Origin of the sequence: Clostridium sp. AM33-3 (assembly GCF_003480315.1) — a bacterium.
In the GTDB taxonomy this organism is placed as follows: domain Bacteria; phylum Bacillota; class Clostridia; order Lachnospirales; family Lachnospiraceae; genus Brotaphodocola.
The window spans coordinates 34902-51311 of record NZ_QUIV01000014.1; the positions used below are offsets into that span (position 1 = coordinate 34902).

At 46.5% G+C, this 16410-nt stretch carries 18 protein-coding genes and 1 other annotated feature; of the genes, 3 read left to right on the top strand and 15 right to left on the bottom strand.

The genetic code is table 11. From position 1 onward, the window contains the following. Nucleotides 1-14: 14 nt before the first annotated feature. Nucleotides 15-164, bottom strand: a complete 150-nt coding sequence (locus DW819_RS15690; protein ID WP_177304230.1) for a hypothetical protein — start codon at nucleotides 162-164, stop codon at nucleotides 15-17. 166 nt (nucleotides 165-330) lie between these two features. Here DW819_RS15690 and DW819_RS09550 point away from each other — a divergent pair, with 166 nt between their 5' ends. Next, a complete protein-coding gene (locus tag DW819_RS09550) occupies nucleotides 331-660 on the top strand; it encodes a hypothetical protein (protein ID WP_118733093.1) in 330 nt (109 codons plus the stop codon). Further along, entirely contained in the window at nucleotides 657-944 is a 288-nt protein-coding gene (locus DW819_RS09555) for a hypothetical protein (protein ID WP_118733094.1), read from the top strand. The genes DW819_RS09550 and DW819_RS09555 overlap by 4 nt, the downstream gene beginning before the upstream one ends. 20 nt (nucleotides 945-964) lie before the next feature. On the opposite strand, the gene leuS is transcribed toward DW819_RS09555, so the two are convergent. The 11 genes from leuS to DW819_RS09615 all read right to left on the bottom strand — a co-directional run bounded on the left by leuS (nucleotide 965) and on the right by DW819_RS09615 (nucleotide 12260). After that, entirely contained in the window at nucleotides 965-3376 is a 2412-nt protein-coding gene (leuS, locus tag DW819_RS09560) for a leucine--tRNA ligase (protein ID WP_118733095.1), read from the bottom strand. A gap of 54 nt (nucleotides 3377-3430) precedes the next feature. Further along, nucleotides 3431-3671: a binding site (T-box leader), on the bottom strand. A 69-nt stretch (nucleotides 3672-3740) separates the two neighbouring features. Further along, on the bottom strand, nucleotides 3741-4562 hold the full coding sequence (gene dapF / locus DW819_RS09570) for a diaminopimelate epimerase (RefSeq protein ID WP_118733097.1): 822 nt from the start codon (nucleotides 4560-4562) through the stop codon (nucleotides 3741-3743). Between the two features lie 67 nt (nucleotides 4563-4629). Beyond that, nucleotides 4630-5172, bottom strand: a complete 543-nt coding sequence (locus tag DW819_RS09575) for an ANTAR domain-containing protein (protein ID WP_118533376.1) — start codon at nucleotides 5170-5172, stop codon at nucleotides 4630-4632. A 50-nt stretch (nucleotides 5173-5222) separates the two neighbouring features. Beyond that, nucleotides 5223-6563: a type I glutamate--ammonia ligase gene (gene glnA, locus DW819_RS09580; RefSeq protein ID WP_118733098.1), complete on the bottom strand. Its 1341-nt coding sequence runs from the start codon at nucleotides 6561-6563 to the stop codon at nucleotides 5223-5225. 183 nt (nucleotides 6564-6746) lie between these two features. Beyond that, nucleotides 6747-7832, bottom strand: a complete 1086-nt coding sequence (locus DW819_RS09585; RefSeq protein ID WP_118733099.1) for an SIS domain-containing protein — start codon at nucleotides 7830-7832, stop codon at nucleotides 6747-6749. 34 nt (nucleotides 7833-7866) lie between these two features. After that, nucleotides 7867-8589, bottom strand: a complete 723-nt coding sequence (locus tag DW819_RS09590; protein ID WP_118733100.1) for a putative N-acetylmannosamine-6-phosphate 2-epimerase — start codon at nucleotides 8587-8589, stop codon at nucleotides 7867-7869. A 34-nt stretch (nucleotides 8590-8623) separates the two neighbouring features. Then, nucleotides 8624-9442: a PTS system mannose/fructose/sorbose family transporter subunit IID gene (locus DW819_RS09595; protein ID WP_118533384.1), complete on the bottom strand. Its 819-nt coding sequence runs from the start codon at nucleotides 9440-9442 to the stop codon at nucleotides 8624-8626. Nucleotides 9443-9444: 2 nt separating this feature from the next. After that, on the bottom strand, nucleotides 9445-10212 hold the full coding sequence (locus DW819_RS09600) for a PTS sugar transporter subunit IIC (RefSeq protein WP_118733101.1): 768 nt from the start codon (nucleotides 10210-10212) through the stop codon (nucleotides 9445-9447). A 12-nt stretch (nucleotides 10213-10224) separates the two neighbouring features. Further along, on the bottom strand, nucleotides 10225-10722 hold the full coding sequence (locus DW819_RS09605) for a PTS sugar transporter subunit IIB (RefSeq protein WP_118733102.1): 498 nt from the start codon (nucleotides 10720-10722) through the stop codon (nucleotides 10225-10227). Between the two features lie 36 nt (nucleotides 10723-10758). Then, the gene (locus DW819_RS09610) at nucleotides 10759-11172 is read right to left on the bottom strand and encodes a PTS sugar transporter subunit IIA (RefSeq protein WP_118733103.1); all 414 of its coding nucleotides are present in this window, start codon (nucleotides 11170-11172) and stop codon (nucleotides 10759-10761) included. Then, entirely contained in the window at nucleotides 11169-12260 is a 1092-nt protein-coding gene (locus tag DW819_RS09615; RefSeq protein WP_207665305.1) for an SIS domain-containing protein, read from the bottom strand. Before DW819_RS09615 ends, DW819_RS09610 begins: the two co-directional genes overlap by 4 nt. Before the next feature lie 265 nt (nucleotides 12261-12525). Between DW819_RS09615 and DW819_RS09620 the strand changes: the two genes are divergently transcribed. Further along, a complete protein-coding gene (locus DW819_RS09620; RefSeq protein WP_118733105.1) occupies nucleotides 12526-13260 on the top strand; it encodes a GntR family transcriptional regulator in 735 nt (244 codons plus the stop codon). Between the two features lie 146 nt (nucleotides 13261-13406). Here the strand turns inward: DW819_RS09620 and DW819_RS09625 are convergent, their stop codons facing one another. The 3 genes from DW819_RS09625 to DW819_RS09635 form a co-directional block, all read right to left on the bottom strand. Continuing rightward, nucleotides 13407-15266: a heavy metal translocating P-type ATPase gene (locus DW819_RS09625; protein WP_118733106.1), complete on the bottom strand. Its 1860-nt coding sequence runs from the start codon at nucleotides 15264-15266 to the stop codon at nucleotides 13407-13409. A gap of 19 nt (nucleotides 15267-15285) precedes the next feature. After that, nucleotides 15286-15510 (bottom strand): cation transporter, encoded by a 225-nt coding sequence (locus DW819_RS09630; RefSeq protein WP_118733107.1) that lies wholly within the window; start codon nucleotides 15508-15510, stop codon nucleotides 15286-15288. Nucleotides 15511-15596: 86 nt separating this feature from the next. Further along, the gene (locus DW819_RS09635) at nucleotides 15597-15983 is read right to left on the bottom strand and encodes a metalloregulator ArsR/SmtB family transcription factor (RefSeq protein WP_118533400.1); all 387 of its coding nucleotides are present in this window, start codon (nucleotides 15981-15983) and stop codon (nucleotides 15597-15599) included. Nucleotides 15984-16410: the final 427 nt, after the last annotated feature.

Consider the following 16410-nt stretch of genomic DNA (forward strand, 5'->3'; position numbering starts at 1 on the left):
TATAGCATCCGATTTCAGGAGTCTGCCTCCTCCGTTTCTCGCTTTTCCATTTTTCCAATCCGCTTATCCGTTTCCGCGTGTGAGCTTTCCCGGCAGAGACATGCCTCACATTCCTCATCGATCTCATATACCGCATTTCCATCTATGACCAGTCTTGTTTTCATGTTACCTCGCTCCTGTCGCCGTTTTTCTTTGAGGCCGCTATGCAGACAGTAACACGCAGCCTTCTTTACGGCATTTCGTCTTACACTTTATACTATGCGCGCCAACCGCAGCATGATATGAACCGCCCCCGCATATACTGTTTCAAAAAGAACAAGGATCCCTTCCATGAAGGAAAAGAATGAAAACCAGTTCAAGCTGACGGACTTTGATTATCTGACTGCTGATCCGAAGCTTCAGATGCTGAAAGCAGCAATCCCCTATCTTCCGGTTTCCCAGCAGCGTGCAGTCTCTCTCCTGGTTAAGATACAGGAGCTGCAGCGTGCCCAGTCTCTCTTTGACGGCGAGGAGATTTCTGCCATGGGTCTTTCTCCCTCCACGCCAAAGCCCGCTACCCCCATACAGCTTCTGCAGATTATCAAGCCCTATGCCGGTCCAAGAGAACGGGAAATGATTGAGATGCTGGAAAACTTTCAGATCATGAAGGAGGTATTATGAATCCAGACGAATGGAAAAATGATCCGAGACTGGCCGGGATGGATCCGGTCAAACTTCAGTACATAGAAAAAATCGCGGCACAGATTTCTGCCCGGTCGAAATCCGAATTGCTGCCTGCCCTGCTCTCACTTCAGGCCGATGCCCGGAAAAATTATATCACCTTCACTGACCAGGAAACAGCTCTCCTGATCTCCATCATCACCTCCGGCATGCCGCCGGATGAAAAGAAAAAGGTAGAAATGCTTCATTTTTTCGCAAAAAAGCTGGCTGCCAGGTCTTCCTGACAGCCAGCCATATTCATATATTACTTGCAGACAATGTTGATGATCTTGCCCGGTACATAAATCTCTTTCACGATCGTTCCGGTGATCTTGTCAGCCACAGCCTCTTTTGCTGCTGCAAGGGCAACATCCCTGGAGGCATCTGCCGGGATGGTCACAACGCCTCTTGCCTTGCCGTTGACCTGAACACCGATCTGGATCTCATCGTCCTTCATGGCTTCTTCATCGCACTCCGGCCACTGGGTATGGAACACACTGCCGGTTCCGCCAAGCTGCTGCCAGATTTCCTCACCGATATGCGGTGCGAACGGAGCAAGCAGGACGGTAAAGGTTTTTAAGGTCTCTTTGTCGATGCCGCCGGTCTTCTTAGCCAGCTCGATCAGCTTGTTGTTGTACTCCATGAAGCCGGATACAACGGTATTTAAGCTGAACTGGTTGAAGCGCTGCTCAATGTCAAATACCAGCTTGTGGCGCAGGCGGACCATTTCTTTTGTCTCTGCGATATCTTTGTCCTTGCTGTCCTGAACCAGGTTCCAGAAACGGCTTAAGAAGCGGGAAACGCCTTCAATGCCGCGGTCATCCCACTCTGCGTCCAGCTCCGGCGGTCCTACAAACAGCTCATACATTCTCAGAGCATCACAGCCATAATCTCTTACAAGGTCATCCGGGGAAACCACGTTTCCTTTGGATTTACTCATCTTGATGCCGTTCTTGCCATTGATCATGCCCTGGTTGAACAGCTTCTTGAACGGCTCATCAAAGTCTACCACTCCGATATCGTGCAGGAACTTCGTGTAAAAACGGGAGTACAGAAGATGCAGGACTGCGTGCTCTACGCCGCCGATGTACATATCAACCGGCAGATATTTGTCAGCCTTCTCTCTGGAAACCAGTTCTTTGTCGTTGTGGTTGTCCACATAACGCAGGAAGTACCAGGAAGAACCTGCCCACTGCGGCATGGTGTTGGTCTCTCTCTTTGCCGGGCCGCCGCACTGCGGACACTTGCAGTTTACCCACTCGTCAATTGCAGCCAGCGGTGATTCGCCGGTACCGGTCGGCTGGTAGCTTTCGACCTCCGGGAGACGTAACGGAAGCTCTTCCTCCGGAACAGCCACGTTGCCGCATTTCGGACAATGTACGATCGGGATCGGCTCGCCCCAGTAACGCTGTCTGGAGAATACCCAGTCACGAAGCTTATAGTTGACGGTCTTCTTGCCAAAGCCCATCTTCTCGATCATAGCCGGAGCCTCTTTCTTTAATACAGAAGACTCCATGCCATTCCAGTCACCGGAATTGATCATGGTACCGACTGCCTCGGTGTAAGCCTCGGTCATATTCTCAATTTCTTTTCCATCCTTTGCGATAACCTGGATGATCGGAATATTGAATTTCTTTGCAAACTCAAAGTCACGGTCATCATGTGCCGGTACGCACATGATCGCACCGGTACCATAATCTGCCAGTACATAGTCAGACAGCCAGATCGGAACCTTTGCGCCATTTAACGGGTTGATGGCATAGCTTCCGGTAAATACGCCGGTCTTTTCCTTATCCTGCATACGGTCCACATTAGAACGCATGGAGGAATCAAAGATATATTTTTCAACAGCCTCTCTGGTCTCGTCAGTTGCAAGGCTCTTAGCCAGAGCATGCTCCGGAGCCAGTACCATAAAGGTTGCGCCGTGCAGAGTATCCGGGCGGGTAGTGTAAACGGTGATCTTCTCATCTCTTCCCTCGACCTGGAAATCCACCTCGGCACCGTAGGATTTGCCGATCCACTCGCTCTGCATCTTCTTAACCTTTTCCGGCCAGTCCAGCTTGTCCAGGTCGTTTAACAGGCGGTCTGCGTAAGCGGTGATCTTTAACATCCACTGACGCAGGTTCTTCTTGGTAACCGGAGAACCGCAGCGCTCGCAGCAGCCGTTTACTACTTCTTCGTTTGCCAGACCGGTTTTACAGGACGGACACCAGTTGATCGGGAACTCTTTCTCATAAGCCAGGCCTTTTTTAAACATCTGTACAAAGATCCACTGGGTCCATTTATAGAATCCCGGATCGGTGGTATTCACTTCCATATCCCAGTCATAAATAGCTGCGATCTCGTTGATCTGGCGCTTAATGTTCTTGATATTCTCAGCGGTAGATTTTGCCGGATGCACACCCATTTTGATTGCATAGTTCTCTGCCGGAAGGCCGAATGCATCCCAGCCCATCGGATGAATGACATAATGACCCTTTAACATCTGGTAACGGCTCCATACGTCAGAGATCACATAACCTCTCCAGTGACCTACATGAAGTCCGCTTCCGGACGGATATGGGAACATATCCAGACAGTAATATTTCGGTTTTTTGCCATCATTGACATTGATCGGGTTCTGAGCCCAGTTTTCACGCCACTTTTTCTCAATAGCGCTATGGTTGTAACTTGCCATGATTCTTCCTCCTGATTGCAATTTAAGAAATAAAAAACCTGCATCCCTGATATTGTCAGAGACGCAGGATATTCTTCCACTTTTTGCTCCTTGCGCGGTACCACTCTGCTTCATGCGTTCGCATGCGCTTGATTCCGATAACGGTGGATATCCGTCCCGGCCTACTTACTGCTTTAAAAATGTGTTCGGCGGGCTGCTCCAAGACCAGTTTCTGCGCCCGCTGTTGCTGCCTCGCACCATCCGACAGCTCTCTGAAAACCTCATCACGCATACTTTTTCTTTTCATCGCATTTAAGATTGTATATTACCACTGCTTTTTAATCTAGCATAATTGGAAATCCGTGTCAAGGGGTGGATTTTAGATTCAATTTTTCTCTTCATACTGTGTCAGGTCGATCTCACCGGTAAAAACCTCCACAGCCGGACCGGTCATATAGACATGCCCGCTCTCACGGTCCCAGGTAATCTCCAGATTTCCGCCGATCAGCTGCACCTCCACGGTGTTTTCCACCAGGCCCAGCATCATGCTGGCCACAGCACTGGCCGTTGCACCGGTCCCGCAGGCCCAGGTCTCGCCGCTGCCCCGCTCCCACACACGCATCTGCAGGTGTCTGCGGTCAATAACCCGGATAAACTCGCTGTTGACGCGGTCCGGAAAGCGCTCGTGCATCTCGAAAGCCGGACCGATTTTTTCCAGATCCAGACTGTCTACATCATCCACATAATAAACGGCATGCGGGTTTCCAACATCAATTCCGGTAAACTCAAGTTTTTTTCCATCCACCTGGATTTTCTCCGGCAGCTCACTGGTCAGCTGCGGAATGCCCATATCAACTTTTACGGTTTTCACTTTTCCGCCTTCTATCCTCATATCCAGATATTTGATGCCGCCAAGAGTTTCAACCGAAATCTGCGGCTTGTCAACAATACCGTGATCGTAAGCATATTTTCCCACGCAGCGGATACCGTTGCCGCACATGCTGCCCTCACTTCCATCCTCATTGAACATCCGCATGCGGCAGTCTGCCACCTCGGACGGGCAGATGAGGATCAGGCCGTCTGACCCGATTCCAAAATGACGTTCACTCACAAGCTGCGCTACGCGCGCCGGATCCTCCACATGCTCCTCAAAACAATTGACATAGACGTAATCGTTTCCGATTCCCTGCATTTTTGTAAATTTCATAAACCGCTCCATTTCTATATTTGTTTACGTTACCTGTATTGCTGATTTATTCCATGATACCTTCACCTTACATCAGACTGATGACCATCTGGGCTGTCTCATACATATTGGTTCCGCTGTCCATGCTACATTTCTGTATGTACCGGTGTGCTTCCTCCTCCGTCATGCTGTTGCGCTCCATGAGAAGTGCCTTGGCTTGATCAATAACAGCGCGCTCCTTCTCATTTCTCTGCTTCGGCTGCTGGCGCAGCTTCTTTTTTCTTCTCGCCTGGGCCTGCACGATCATCTCCAGGGTTCCCACCAGATCATGTACCTTTAATGGCATGGGCAGGCACACCACATCCTGTGGTGCGTCCGCAGACCACTTATTTGGAGACGCGATCATCAGCATGGCATTCTCCGCGCTCATACATTCCCTCAGTTCCGAGTACAGCATATCTGTCAGACGATAGCCACACACTACGATCCCTCCATTTAAATCTTCCATCTGGGAAAGAACCTGTGCTCCGGATGTGCAGACAGCGACCACCTCAAACCCGTTTTTCATCAATATGTTTTTTATGCTTTTTGCGTCTTCCGGCTTAGAAAATGCCACAATAATATTTGCCAAAACGCTCACCTCCGGGTTTTGATATCAGGGAACTTCTGAAAACTGCTCCGCTAGAACTTGTACAGGTATTCCTGCACTTCCCAGTCCGTTACTTCCGCGCGAAACTTCTTCCACTCTGCACTCTTTGCTTCCAGATACTTCGTGTAAATATGATCTCCGAGCACCTCTCTTGCGAATGTGCTGCCCTCAAAAGCTTCCAGGGCCTCACCCATGGTCTGAGGAAGCTGTTCAATCCCCAGAGTGCGGATTTCTTCATCTGTCATGGCAAATACATTGCAGTCCACACTGGCCGGAGGTGTCATTTCTTTTTTAATGCCGTCCAGACCTGCTGCCAGGCAGGCTGCCAGTGCCAGATACGGGTTTACTGCGGAATCCGGGCAGCGCAGTTCGATGCGGGTGCTGTCTTCCCCGCGGGAACTCGGAATACGGATCAGTGCGCTGCGGTTTGCATGGGCAGACCATGCCACGCAGACCGGCGCATCATACCCAGGAACCAGACGCTTATAGGAATTGACCAGAGGATTGGTGAGCAGGGTGATCTCCCGGATATGTGCCAGGATCCCTGCCATAAACTGATACGCCACCTTACTCAGACCAAGACTGTCATTGTCATCTACGAACAGATTTTTTCCACGGGCATCAGCCAGAGACATGTTGATGTGCATGCCGGAGCCGTTCATGCCTGCCTTCGGCTTCGGCATGAAAGTTGCGTGAAGACCATGGCGCTTTGCGATGGTCTTTACAGCCATCTTGAAGGTCATAATGTTGTCTGCCGCAGCCAGTCCCTCCGTGTACTCCAGATCGATCTCATGCTGGGCCGGAGATAATTCGTGGTGGGATGCCTCCACCTCAATGTCCATATCCTCCAGATTCAGAACGATATCGCGGCGTACATTCTCAGCCAGGTCGATGGGACCCACATCAAAATAGCTGGCGTTCTCGTGGGTATTGGTGGTCGGGCGTCCTTCCTCATCTGTATGGAATAAAAAGAACTCACACTCCGGTCCCACGTGGAACTCATAGCCCATATCCGCAGCCTCTTTCAGAACCTTCTTTAACACATAACGCGGATCGCCTTCAAACGGCTCGCCGTTTGGATGGTATACGTCACACATCAGGCGTGCCACCTTGCCCTGCTGCGGTCTCCATGGAAAAATTGCAAAGGTATCCAGGTCCGGATACAGGTACATATCGGATTCCTCAATGCGCACAAAGCCTTCAATTGCGGAACCGTCAAACATGCAGCGGTTATTTAATGCCTTTTCCAGCTGTCCTGCTGTAATCGCCACATTTTTCAGCATTCCAAAAATATCCGTAAACTGAAGACGGATAAACTCCACATCCTCTTCCTCTGTCATACGGATGATATCTTTTTTCGTATATCTGCTCATGTCAATCTCCTTCCATACTGTAATGAGATATATCATTCATATTATAATAAAAAAACAAGAGCGTCAAGAAAGCTCCTTGCGAAGCTTTCCTGAAACGCCCTTGTTTCATCATGTAACTGATGATAGCAGTTTCATCATTTTTTGTCAACTGATGTCAACTACGTTTCACGATATCATTTTCACTTAGTAGGTATAACTTCCCATTTTTTTATGGAAATTTGGATCGCTGGAAATATTACAGTCAATTCCAAGATCCAGGGAAAGCTTGCGTGCAATTACCTGCAATGGGACAACATACTCCATGGATGCAAAATACGGATCATTCTGGAACGGATAAACAAAATTTTCTTTGCTCTCCTGCTCTTTTTCCGAAGTCACCATATAATTATGAGCGTGGTCTCTTTCCCCAAAGTACTTCATCATATTGACCATCCGCTGGTAATGTTTTCCCGGACACCCCAGATACAGAAGATACGTATCCTGGTCAATAGAATGATATACTCCGTGCATAAATTCTTCCATTTCATAGCCAACTACGCTGTAGCGGACTGCCTCCAGAATCTTTAAGGTTCCTTCCAGCATTGCGCTCATGCAGGATTCATATCCAAGCACAATCAAGCGCCGGCATTTTTTCAAATTCTCTGCATTCTCTCGGTACCAGGCCCATGCACGCTCTGCGATATCCGGGATCTGATCGGATGTATCCAGCATCCGTTTTTCCAGATCCTGCTTTTCTTTCTCCTCAATTTTCTCATTCTGTACTGCAAGTTTCAATCCCAGCATTGCGATGGTTGCGATAGAACCAATATATCCCTTTGTCTTTGGTCCTGCAAATTCATCTCCGATTTCAATATAAACACAACAATCTGCATGCTCCGTAATCGGCCGCTCCCTCTCGGCCGTCATAGCTATGGTCAGAAAGCCAAGTTCACGCGCCTTGTCCAGGGCCCGTATTGTGCTGCTGCTTCTTCCTGCATGAGACACACCAATCACCAGAGTATTCGGATTAAAAACCTGTTCATTATCAACAAACTCCATCGGATACATATTGATTACTTTTACGCCGAGTTTGTCTTCTACAATTTTCTTTGCAGCTACAGATGCGTGATAACTGGTTCCAGATCCCAGAATATAAATCTGCTCAAATTTTTTTTCTTTACAGTAATTCAAAGCCTGTTCAAAAATTGTATCCTGATTTTCTACAATATTTCTCACTGCTGCTTTTGACTCCAGAATATAATCATACATGTCCCATTCTCTATATTCCATTTTATACTCCCCTTATTCTACTATTCTCTGCTGTCTATTCATGAAATCTGGCAAGTGCCCGCGCAAATCTCTTTGCTGTAATATGTGGTCTGGTAATTGCATTTCCAACAACAACAGCATGAGCTCCCATATACAGGCATTGAACTGCAATCTCCGGTGTTGATACCTTTCCTTCCATAATTACCTTTGTATCAGTTCCTTTCACCGCATCTACAATATCCCTTAACAGGATATAATCCGGCGCGTCCTTAATTTCCAGTTTGTCAAAGCATCCAGCTTTTGTATATCCATATAATGTAGGAGCAACAAAATCCGCTCCATAAGAAGCTGCAATCCGAGCATCTTCTGCAGTAGCAACATCTGCAAAGATCAGGGCATCCGGAATATGTTCTTTCACTTCCCTGATGGTCTCGTAAGCCAATTTTCCATCATCCCGGTAATGATTCGTTGCCTGAATCGCAATAATCTCAGCACCTGCATCCCATACTGCCTGCGCAGCTTCCAGACTTGGAGTCAGATACACATCCTTGATATTGCGGTCAATTTTCCAGATGCCAATAATTGGCAGGTCTACCTTCGCCTTGATGGCCCGGATATCATCCGGAGAATTCACACGAAGACCAACTGCACCAGCCCATTTTGCGCATTCCGCATACATGGTTGTGATTCCAGGCATATAATGTGGTTCACTCGGTACAGCCTGGCAGGAAACAATCAGTCCATCTTTTAAACTGTCAATCAATTCTTTCTTTTCCATTTTTCACACCTGTCTTTCCAAAAATTGAATAGTATCATAAAATTCCAAGAGCTACAGCAATGATGCCAAAGAGCAGCAGACCGATCATAATCACAGTTCCAGATACACGTTTCTTTAAAAGCTTATAGCAAATAAATACCAACAGCATTGGAAGAAGTTTCGGACATACCTGATCAATCATATCCTGCAGGACAATCTCAGCCCCATTGATGTTCAGCACAGTGGCAATGTCACATTTTACCATGGCCGGAATCATGGCTCCGATCACAACAAGTCCCATAATTCTGGCTGATTCCGTCAATTTCTGCAGAGTTCCATCCTCTGAAATCTGAGTCAGGAATGTGCTACCTCCCTCGTAGCCAATCTTAAAACCAAAACGGCGGACAACTTCAGATGGTATCACATTAATCAGAAAATACAAAAGAGGTCCAATAAAGTTTCCGGCTACAGCCAGCGGAGCTGCAATACCGGCACCAATCACGCGAAACGTTCCCCAGAAGAAACTGTCACCGATACCAGCCAGCGGTCCCATCAAAGCAGCCTTAACCGATGTAATGGATGACGGATCATATTCCCCCGGTTCCGCACTGGCATTTTGCTCTTCCATTGCGCAGGAAATGCCGATGATGAACGGGCTTGGAGTGGTCGCGCAATTGTAAAATTCCAAATGGCGTTTGACTGCTGACTTCATTTCTTCTGGATTATCTTTGTAAAGTTCTTTCAAAGCTGGCATCATGGTCCATGCATATCCAGTCGACATCTGACGTTCATAGTTAAAGCATCCAAGAAGCTGATAATGACGGTTAAATACCTTTTTTAATGTTTTTGAACTTAATTTCTTTTCTTCCCCCATGCCTATAACTCCTCACTTTCATCTGAATTTACAGTTGCTGTATGTCCCATATTGCCAGACAGCATAAAGTATAAGACTGCGAATACCACACCAAATATTGCAGCACCAATGGTACTTACATTTAAGAATGCAGCAAGGGCAAACCCAAGGAACAGAAACGCTCCAAACTTTTTATCCCATGTCATCTGAATCAGCATAGCAACACCAAGTGCCGGAAGCAGGTTGCCCGACTGCCCAAGACCTTTCTGAATAATCTCCGGGATATTGCTTACCAGCTTTGTGATCAGATCGGAGCCAATCATAAACCCGATGAATACCATGGAAAATTTAAAAATAAAATACAGTGCAGATCCCATCCAGTTTGAAATTTCTACTCCGCGGTAATCACCTTTCTCCGCGCATGCATCTGCACGATGTGCAAAAACAGTATTCAGAATGCAGACACCGATTGCTCCGACCTGAGCCAGAAGAGAAATTGGAATAGCCAGCGCCAGTGTCGTTTCATAAGTTGCTCCTGTCTTGATGGCCAATGCCGTAGCCAATGCGGAACCAACTACTACATCCGGTGGTGTGGATGTTCCAATACCAACAAGACCCATCCACACCAGTTCCAGTGAGCCACCTACCATAAGGCCTGTCACCGGATCTCCAAGAATCACACCAACCAGTGGTCCAATGATGATCGGACGGTCCAGCATATGCTGGCCTCCAATTCTGGATTCCATATACACAAGTGCTGCTACTAATGCTACCAAAAATCCCTGAATCATAACATATCCCTCCTACTTGCCGAAAATTTTCTCAATGTCTTTAAATTCCATCCGTTCCCTGGTCGGAGTAATCTGTGCAAAAATCTCCACGCCTCTGTCTGCCATCTTTTTGGCAAACCGAAATTCCTCCTCCGTCATAAACACCTGAGGCAATGTTGCTATGTAGGTTTCTCCCTCCTTTTTGTTTACTCCTGCCGTTCCGACATTCAGATGTCCGAAACCAGCAGTGCGTTCATAAATATAAGCCGCATCTTTGACTGTTTCCGTTACAAGAAAAATTTTCTTTTTGTCATTGATTGGATTATTCAGTGCTTTGACAGAATCATCCAGAGATTTGATTACAAGATTCACCCCCGCCGGCTTTGCCATTTTCATCGTCATGGCTTTAAAGGAATCTTTCGCAGCCACATTGTTGGCCACCAGAATCGTCTGAGGCTGCAAATGGGATGTCCAGGACACCGCCACCATTCCATGAATCAGCCTATCATCTGCCCTTACCATAATAATCATACGCATTCCCTCCTACTTTTTATCTTATTTATCTCATTACAATTCCTCTTCACCGCCCACTTCTTCCTGCCGGACAAAATCATTGACATATACAATCTGTTCTCTTGCATTGACAACGCTGTTCCGAATCTGCTCCGCGGTTATTCCATCTGGCATAAAGGTCAGTTCAATCAGAAGTGGAAGATTTATCCCTGTAATCAGCTGATAAGAAAATTCCTGCATCAGCCTTGTTGCCACCTGATTGACACTTCCTCCCATGATATCGCTAAGAACAATCACATTCTCGCCCTTTACCTTTTCCAGTGCAGTCCGAAACTCTTTTTCAAATTCCTGCGACTCCACATAAGCATTAATAAACTGAACATTCTCCAAATCTGATTTAAAAAACCTCACAACATCTGCAAATCCTCCTGCCAGTGTTGCATGTGTTACAATAATGAACTGGTTCATGACTGTTCCTCCATATAAATATGCGCAAATGCTTTTCTATTCTTGGGACGTTTTGCTGTATCGATACCCACTGCAATACAATTTCTCGCAGCCATAATCTGAAACGGAAGCGTAAAAACAAGTGGGCTTAATTCTGCCGGAATCGGTGCATAAAAGCATAAATCTTTTTCTTTCAGTTTCATCTCATTCGCAGTGATTACAAAAACATGTTCTGTAATGTGATTCTCCTCAAAGAATTGAATGAACCGTGGTACCCGCTCCAATTCTTTTTCTTCGGAGGCGACAAGAAAAACATAAGTATCTTCATCAAATGCCATCTGTGGACCATGGATCATTTCTTCCATTTCATACCCACGTACTGGATGTTTAAACGTCTCAAACAGCTTCAATTCTGCCTCAATGGCCGTACAGTAATTCAGGCCATAGGCGGCAACACAGCCCTTTCTCATGTTAAGAAGCTCTTTCTGATTTGCCAAATACCATTTCTCTGTCTGCTCCATAATTTCCGGATAATGTTCCAGAAATTCTGCTGTTCTGGTGATCCGCAATTCGAAATCTGTATCATCCAGTTTTTTTCTAGAATGTGCAACTTCCAATGCTGTCAGATACCCTTGAAGCAATGTTACACTATATCCTCTCGTCTCAACCGGAATTTCTTCCTTTCCGCACGTCAGCTTTACAACTCGATCGACCTCTCTGGTAATCAGACTTTCTGTTGCCTCAGTGATGGCAACTGTATAGTACCCTTCCTGTTTCGCCTTTTTCATGGCCTCAATGGTTGATACGCTGGTGCCTGACTGAGAAATACCGACCACCAATATCTCATCTTGATTGTATATACAATTTCGATTAATTTTCGCGTGGTTCGTAAATACTGTAGGAATCATCACTTCTGCTTCCACAGGAAGATACATTTCCAGATACTGTTTAATTGCCGTTGCGGCATTGTAACTGGTTCCAGAACCCAGAAGATAGATTTTCCGAATATCACGTTCCTGAAAAATTTGACAAAACGGATTACAATAAACTGCTCTGTTTTCAAATGTGGCCTTCAAGGCACGCCCCTGGTCCTGAATATAACCAATCATGCTTGGTGTCTCCATAATTTCCTCCTGTTCATTTTGTTGCGTTTTTGCAAATATCTTTTCTATTATTCGTCGTTTTATACTTTATATATACATATATTACTACATTATTTTGATAAAATCAATACTTTTCTCGTTTATTTGTATATATTTTTATCAGTATTTTCTAATATATTTCATATTCAAACTTCATTTTCTTTACTAAATGTGATATACTGACTATATGTATAGATCAATATCAATGAACAGACAAAAGGAATGTGATGTTATGCAGAAAACAGCAAAATACAAACAGGTTGAAGATTATATCAAGCAGGAAATTTCCAGAAAGAATTTGCAGATTGGCGATCAGATTATGACAGAAGAACAGCTTTGCCAACGTTTTAATTTTTCCCGAATGACCATCAATAAAGCATTAAACCATCTGAGCACACTCGGATATATTGAACGAATTCCAGGTCGCGGCAGCTTCGTTACTGCCCCACATATTCAAAAAGAAAATCTCGGCACCGGTTCCAGTTTCACAGAGGATATGAAAAGCATTGGAGTGAAAGCAGGGGCCAGGCTTTTATCCTACGAGCTGCTCCGTGCCGATGATATCCCTACAATTGCCAAAAAGCTGGAACTGAGCGGAAATGATTTCATTCATTATTTTGTCCGTTTACGCACAGGAAATGATAAGCCCATCGCAATCAGCTACACCTATGTTTCGGCCAAAATCATTCCTGCCATCAATGTCGATTGTCTGAATGCATCCTTTTATGAATTTGTTGATTCACTTGGGCTGGAACGTGAATTAAAACAACTGGAACTGAAAGCAACGCTTCCAACAGACCGGCAAAAAGAACTTCTAGCAGCCAATAACATTGCGTTGCTCTGTTCGGCCCACATCACATATACTCATATTGATGGATATTTGCATCCTTATGAATATATCGAAACTTATTATAACGGTGATATTTACACTTATACATATAATGTTACAAAACAAAACAGAATATAAAAATGCCTGTTCTGTATACCGCCCCGGAACTTCTATTGTCTGCACTACAAAAAATAACGACAATCAGTACTAACTGGAAAAGCCAGTTTTTTAGGCTTTATCAGCCATCTTCTGATTGTCGTTTATTATTATTTGTTTTGTAATTGTTATTTTTTATAGCTCAGTGCACGGATCGCATTCAGGATGGCCAGCACAGAAACTCCGACATCTCCAAACACTGCCGCCCACATAGTCGCGCAGCCAAATGCTACCAGGATCAGAACCGCGATCTTAACCGCAATCGCAAAGATAATGTTCTGCTTTACGATACGCACCGTCTTTCTGGCAATGCAGATCGCATCCACGATCTTGGACGGTTCATCATCCATGATGACCACATCCGCAGCCTCAACGGCTGCGTCAGAACCAATACCGCCCATGGCAATGCCTACATCCGCGCGGGCCAGAACCGGAGCATCATTGATGCCGTCACCCACAAAAGCCAGGGTCTTTCCCTCTGGCTTTTCTGCCAGCAGCTGCTCCACCTTGGCTACCTTGTCACCCGGAAGCAGATTGCCGAATACATGGGTAATGCCGATAGACTCCGCAACCTTCTTTCCAACCTCTTCCTTATCTCCGGTCAGCATCACCAGTCTGCTCACGCCTTGCTTTTTCAGACCTGCCAGCATGGCCGGAACGTCCGGACGCACACTGTCGGAAATGACGATAGAACCCAGGTAAGTGGTTCCCTCTGCCAGATACAGGGTAGTTCCCAGTACTGCCGCAGGCGTGCTTACGGTAACACCCTGCCGGTCCATCAGCTTCTGATTCCCGATGTAGATCTCCTTCCACTCACCATTTATCTGAACCTGTGCATGAATGCCGTGACCGGAAATCTCTTCCACCCGGCCAATGCGGCCGGTATCAGCTTCTTTTCCATATGCCTGCTTCACAGACTGTGCGATCGGATGATTGGAATTGTGTTCGCCAAGCGCCGCCAGCTCCAGAAGTTCTTCCCTGCTTCCCTGTACCGGTGAAACATCAGTTACCTCAAATTTACCGGTAGTCAGGGTTCCCGTCTTATCAAAGACAGCTGTATCCAGGCTTCCCATAGCCTCCAGATAGTTGCTGCCCTTCATAAGAATACCATGTCTGGAAGCTGCCCCCAGACCGCCAAAAAAGCTTAACGGCACGGAAATCACCAGTGCACACGGACAGGACACAACCAGGAAACTGCAGGCGCGATAGATCCAGGTGCTCCATCCGCCGAGGATCAGCGGAGGAACCACAGCAAGCATCGCCGCCAGAATTACCACAGCCGGAGTGTATACACGGGCAAAGCGGGTGATGAAAGCCTCCGCCTTTGCCTTCCTGGAGCTTGCATTTTCTACCAGCTCCAGGATCTTTGCCACAGTAGAATCGTCAAACAGTCTGGTGGTCTGCACCTTCAAAAGGCCTGTCAGGTTGATGGAACCGCTCACAATGTTCTCCCCTGCTTCCACCTCAACCGGCACAGATTCGCCCGTCAATGCTTTTGTATCCAGTGTGGATCTTCCCTCCAGGACAATGCCGTCTAACGGCACCTTTTCGCCCGGTCGGATGACAATGGTGTCGCCGATTTCCACCTCGTAAGGATCTACCTGCTCTTCTTCTCCGTCCCGAAGAAGATTGGCATATTCCGGGTTGATATCCATCAAATCGGTGATGGATTTTCTGGATTTGTTGACCGCATAATCATTGAACAGCTCACCAATCTGGTAAAACAGCATGACCGCCACGGCTTCTTCCAGAGAACCAATGGCAAACGCGCCGAGCGTTGCAATGGTCATCAGAAAGTTTTCATCAAACACCTGACCGTTTTTTAAGTTACGACAGGCTCTCAGCGGAATATCATACCCCGCTGCCAGATAGGAAAGCACAAACGGGATCCACGCCCAGAATGTTTTTTTCTCCAGCATCATGGCGACGATAAAGAAAACAGCACTGCCCACAAGACGGGCCACCATTTTTTTCTGCTTCTTGGTCATAGAAAATACCTTTCCGGCACTAGCGAAGTACCTTAAATTCTGCCTCCGGCTCAACCTTTGCAGCTACAGTTCTTGCAGCCTCAACCAGCTCATCTTCTCTTCCGTCTTCCACTTCCATGATGAGGCGCTGGGTCATAAAGCTTAAGCTCGCACTGTTCACACCATCTAATTTCTTAACGCCTTCCTCAATCTTTGCAGCACAGTTTGCGCAGCATAAGCCCTCTAATTTGATGATCTTCTTCATGATATTCTCTCCTTTTACTTTTTAATATGCTCCGTGCCATGCTGACGCAGAGTTTTTATTCCCATTCACAGCTTCCCGGCAGAATTTTACTCGCTGATATGCTCCATGCCCTGAGCCAGAATCGTCTGGATGTGGGCATCTGCCAGCTTATAAAATACGGTTTTTCCGTCCCTCCGGAAAGACACCAGACGCATCTGCTTTAAGACTCTGAGCTGATGGGAAATAGCGGACTGGCCCATCTGCAAAAGCGTCGCAATATCGCAGACACACATTTCCGACTGGCTGAGCACATACAAAATCTTGATCCGGGTGGAGTCTCCAAATATCTTAAAAAACTCCGACAGATCCAGAAGCTGCTGCTCGTCCGGCATCACGCCTTCTACCTTTTCCACAATTTCCTCATGGACATGCATGAACTCACAGGAACCATCTTCCACTTCCTGCTCAATCTGGATTTTTTCCGCCTCTGTCATAGCACTCCTCCGTTTCTTTATATGAACATCTATTCATATGTTTATATTACCATATCATACAATATTGTCAAGAGCGTAGGCGAACTTTTCTAAAATTGCAATTTAGAGAACAACCAATAAGGTCCGAAGGTTCGGTCAGACCCTGCAGAATCAGCAGATGCTGTGAAATTTTGTACTTCATTCGCTCCGCCGCCTATTGCCAGACCTGCGAGCAAAACTCGCGTGCGCTGCACGCTCAGACAATGCTCTCCGGTCTGGCGCTATGCTCGCTCATGAAGAAAATTCCAACGCATCTGCTGATTCTGCAGGGTCTGACCGAACCTTCTGCTGTATTGGTTATTCTACGATAATAATAAACGCAGCCAGAACGTTGCTGACGAAAGCCTGTAATCCAGCTTTTATCTGATAGTAGCGTTCTGGCTGCGTT

Excerpts from the sequence above, each read along its gene's own strand:
- DW819_RS15690 (WP_177304230.1), bottom strand. The coding sequence starts at position 164 with ATGAAAACAAGACTGGTCATAGATGGAAATGCGGTATATGAGATCGAT.
- DW819_RS09550 (WP_118733093.1), top strand. The coding sequence starts at position 331 with ATGAAGGAAAAGAATGAAAACCAGTTCAAGCTGACGGACTTTGATTAT.
- DW819_RS09555 (WP_118733094.1), top strand. The coding sequence starts at position 657 with ATGAATCCAGACGAATGGAAAAATGATCCGAGACTGGCCGGGATGGAT.
- leuS (WP_118733095.1), bottom strand. The coding sequence starts at position 3,376 with ATGGCAAGTTACAACCATAGCGCTATTGAGAAAAAGTGGCGTGAAAAC.
- dapF (WP_118733097.1), bottom strand. The coding sequence starts at position 4,562 with ATGAAATTTACAAAAATGCAGGGAATCGGAAACGATTACGTCTATGTC.
- glnA (WP_118733098.1), bottom strand. The coding sequence starts at position 6,563 with ATGAGCAGATATACGAAAAAAGATATCATCCGTATGACAGAGGAAGAG.
- DW819_RS09585 (WP_118733099.1), bottom strand. The coding sequence starts at position 7,832 with ATGGAATATAGAGAATGGGACATGTATGATTATATTCTGGAGTCAAAA.
- DW819_RS09590 (WP_118733100.1), bottom strand. The coding sequence starts at position 8,589 with ATGGAAAAGAAAGAATTGATTGACAGTTTAAAAGATGGACTGATTGTT.
- DW819_RS09595 (WP_118533384.1), bottom strand. The coding sequence starts at position 9,442 with ATGGGGGAAGAAAAGAAATTAAGTTCAAAAACATTAAAAAAGGTATTT.
- DW819_RS09600 (WP_118733101.1), bottom strand. The coding sequence starts at position 10,212 with ATGATTCAGGGATTTTTGGTAGCATTAGTAGCAGCACTTGTGTATATG.
- DW819_RS09605 (WP_118733102.1), bottom strand. The coding sequence starts at position 10,722 with ATGATTATTATGGTAAGGGCAGATGATAGGCTGATTCATGGAATGGTG.
- DW819_RS09610 (WP_118733103.1), bottom strand. The coding sequence starts at position 11,172 with ATGAACCAGTTCATTATTGTAACACATGCAACACTGGCAGGAGGATTT.
- DW819_RS09615 (WP_207665305.1), bottom strand. The coding sequence starts at position 12,260 with ATGATTGGTTATATTCAGGACCAGGGGCGTGCCTTGAAGGCCACATTT.
- DW819_RS09620 (WP_118733105.1), top strand. The coding sequence starts at position 12,526 with ATGCAGAAAACAGCAAAATACAAACAGGTTGAAGATTATATCAAGCAG.
- DW819_RS09625 (WP_118733106.1), bottom strand. The coding sequence starts at position 15,266 with ATGACCAAGAAGCAGAAAAAAATGGTGGCCCGTCTTGTGGGCAGTGCT.
- DW819_RS09630 (WP_118733107.1), bottom strand. The coding sequence starts at position 15,510 with ATGAAGAAGATCATCAAATTAGAGGGCTTATGCTGCGCAAACTGTGCT.
- DW819_RS09635 (WP_118533400.1), bottom strand. The coding sequence starts at position 15,983 with ATGACAGAGGCGGAAAAAATCCAGATTGAGCAGGAAGTGGAAGATGGT.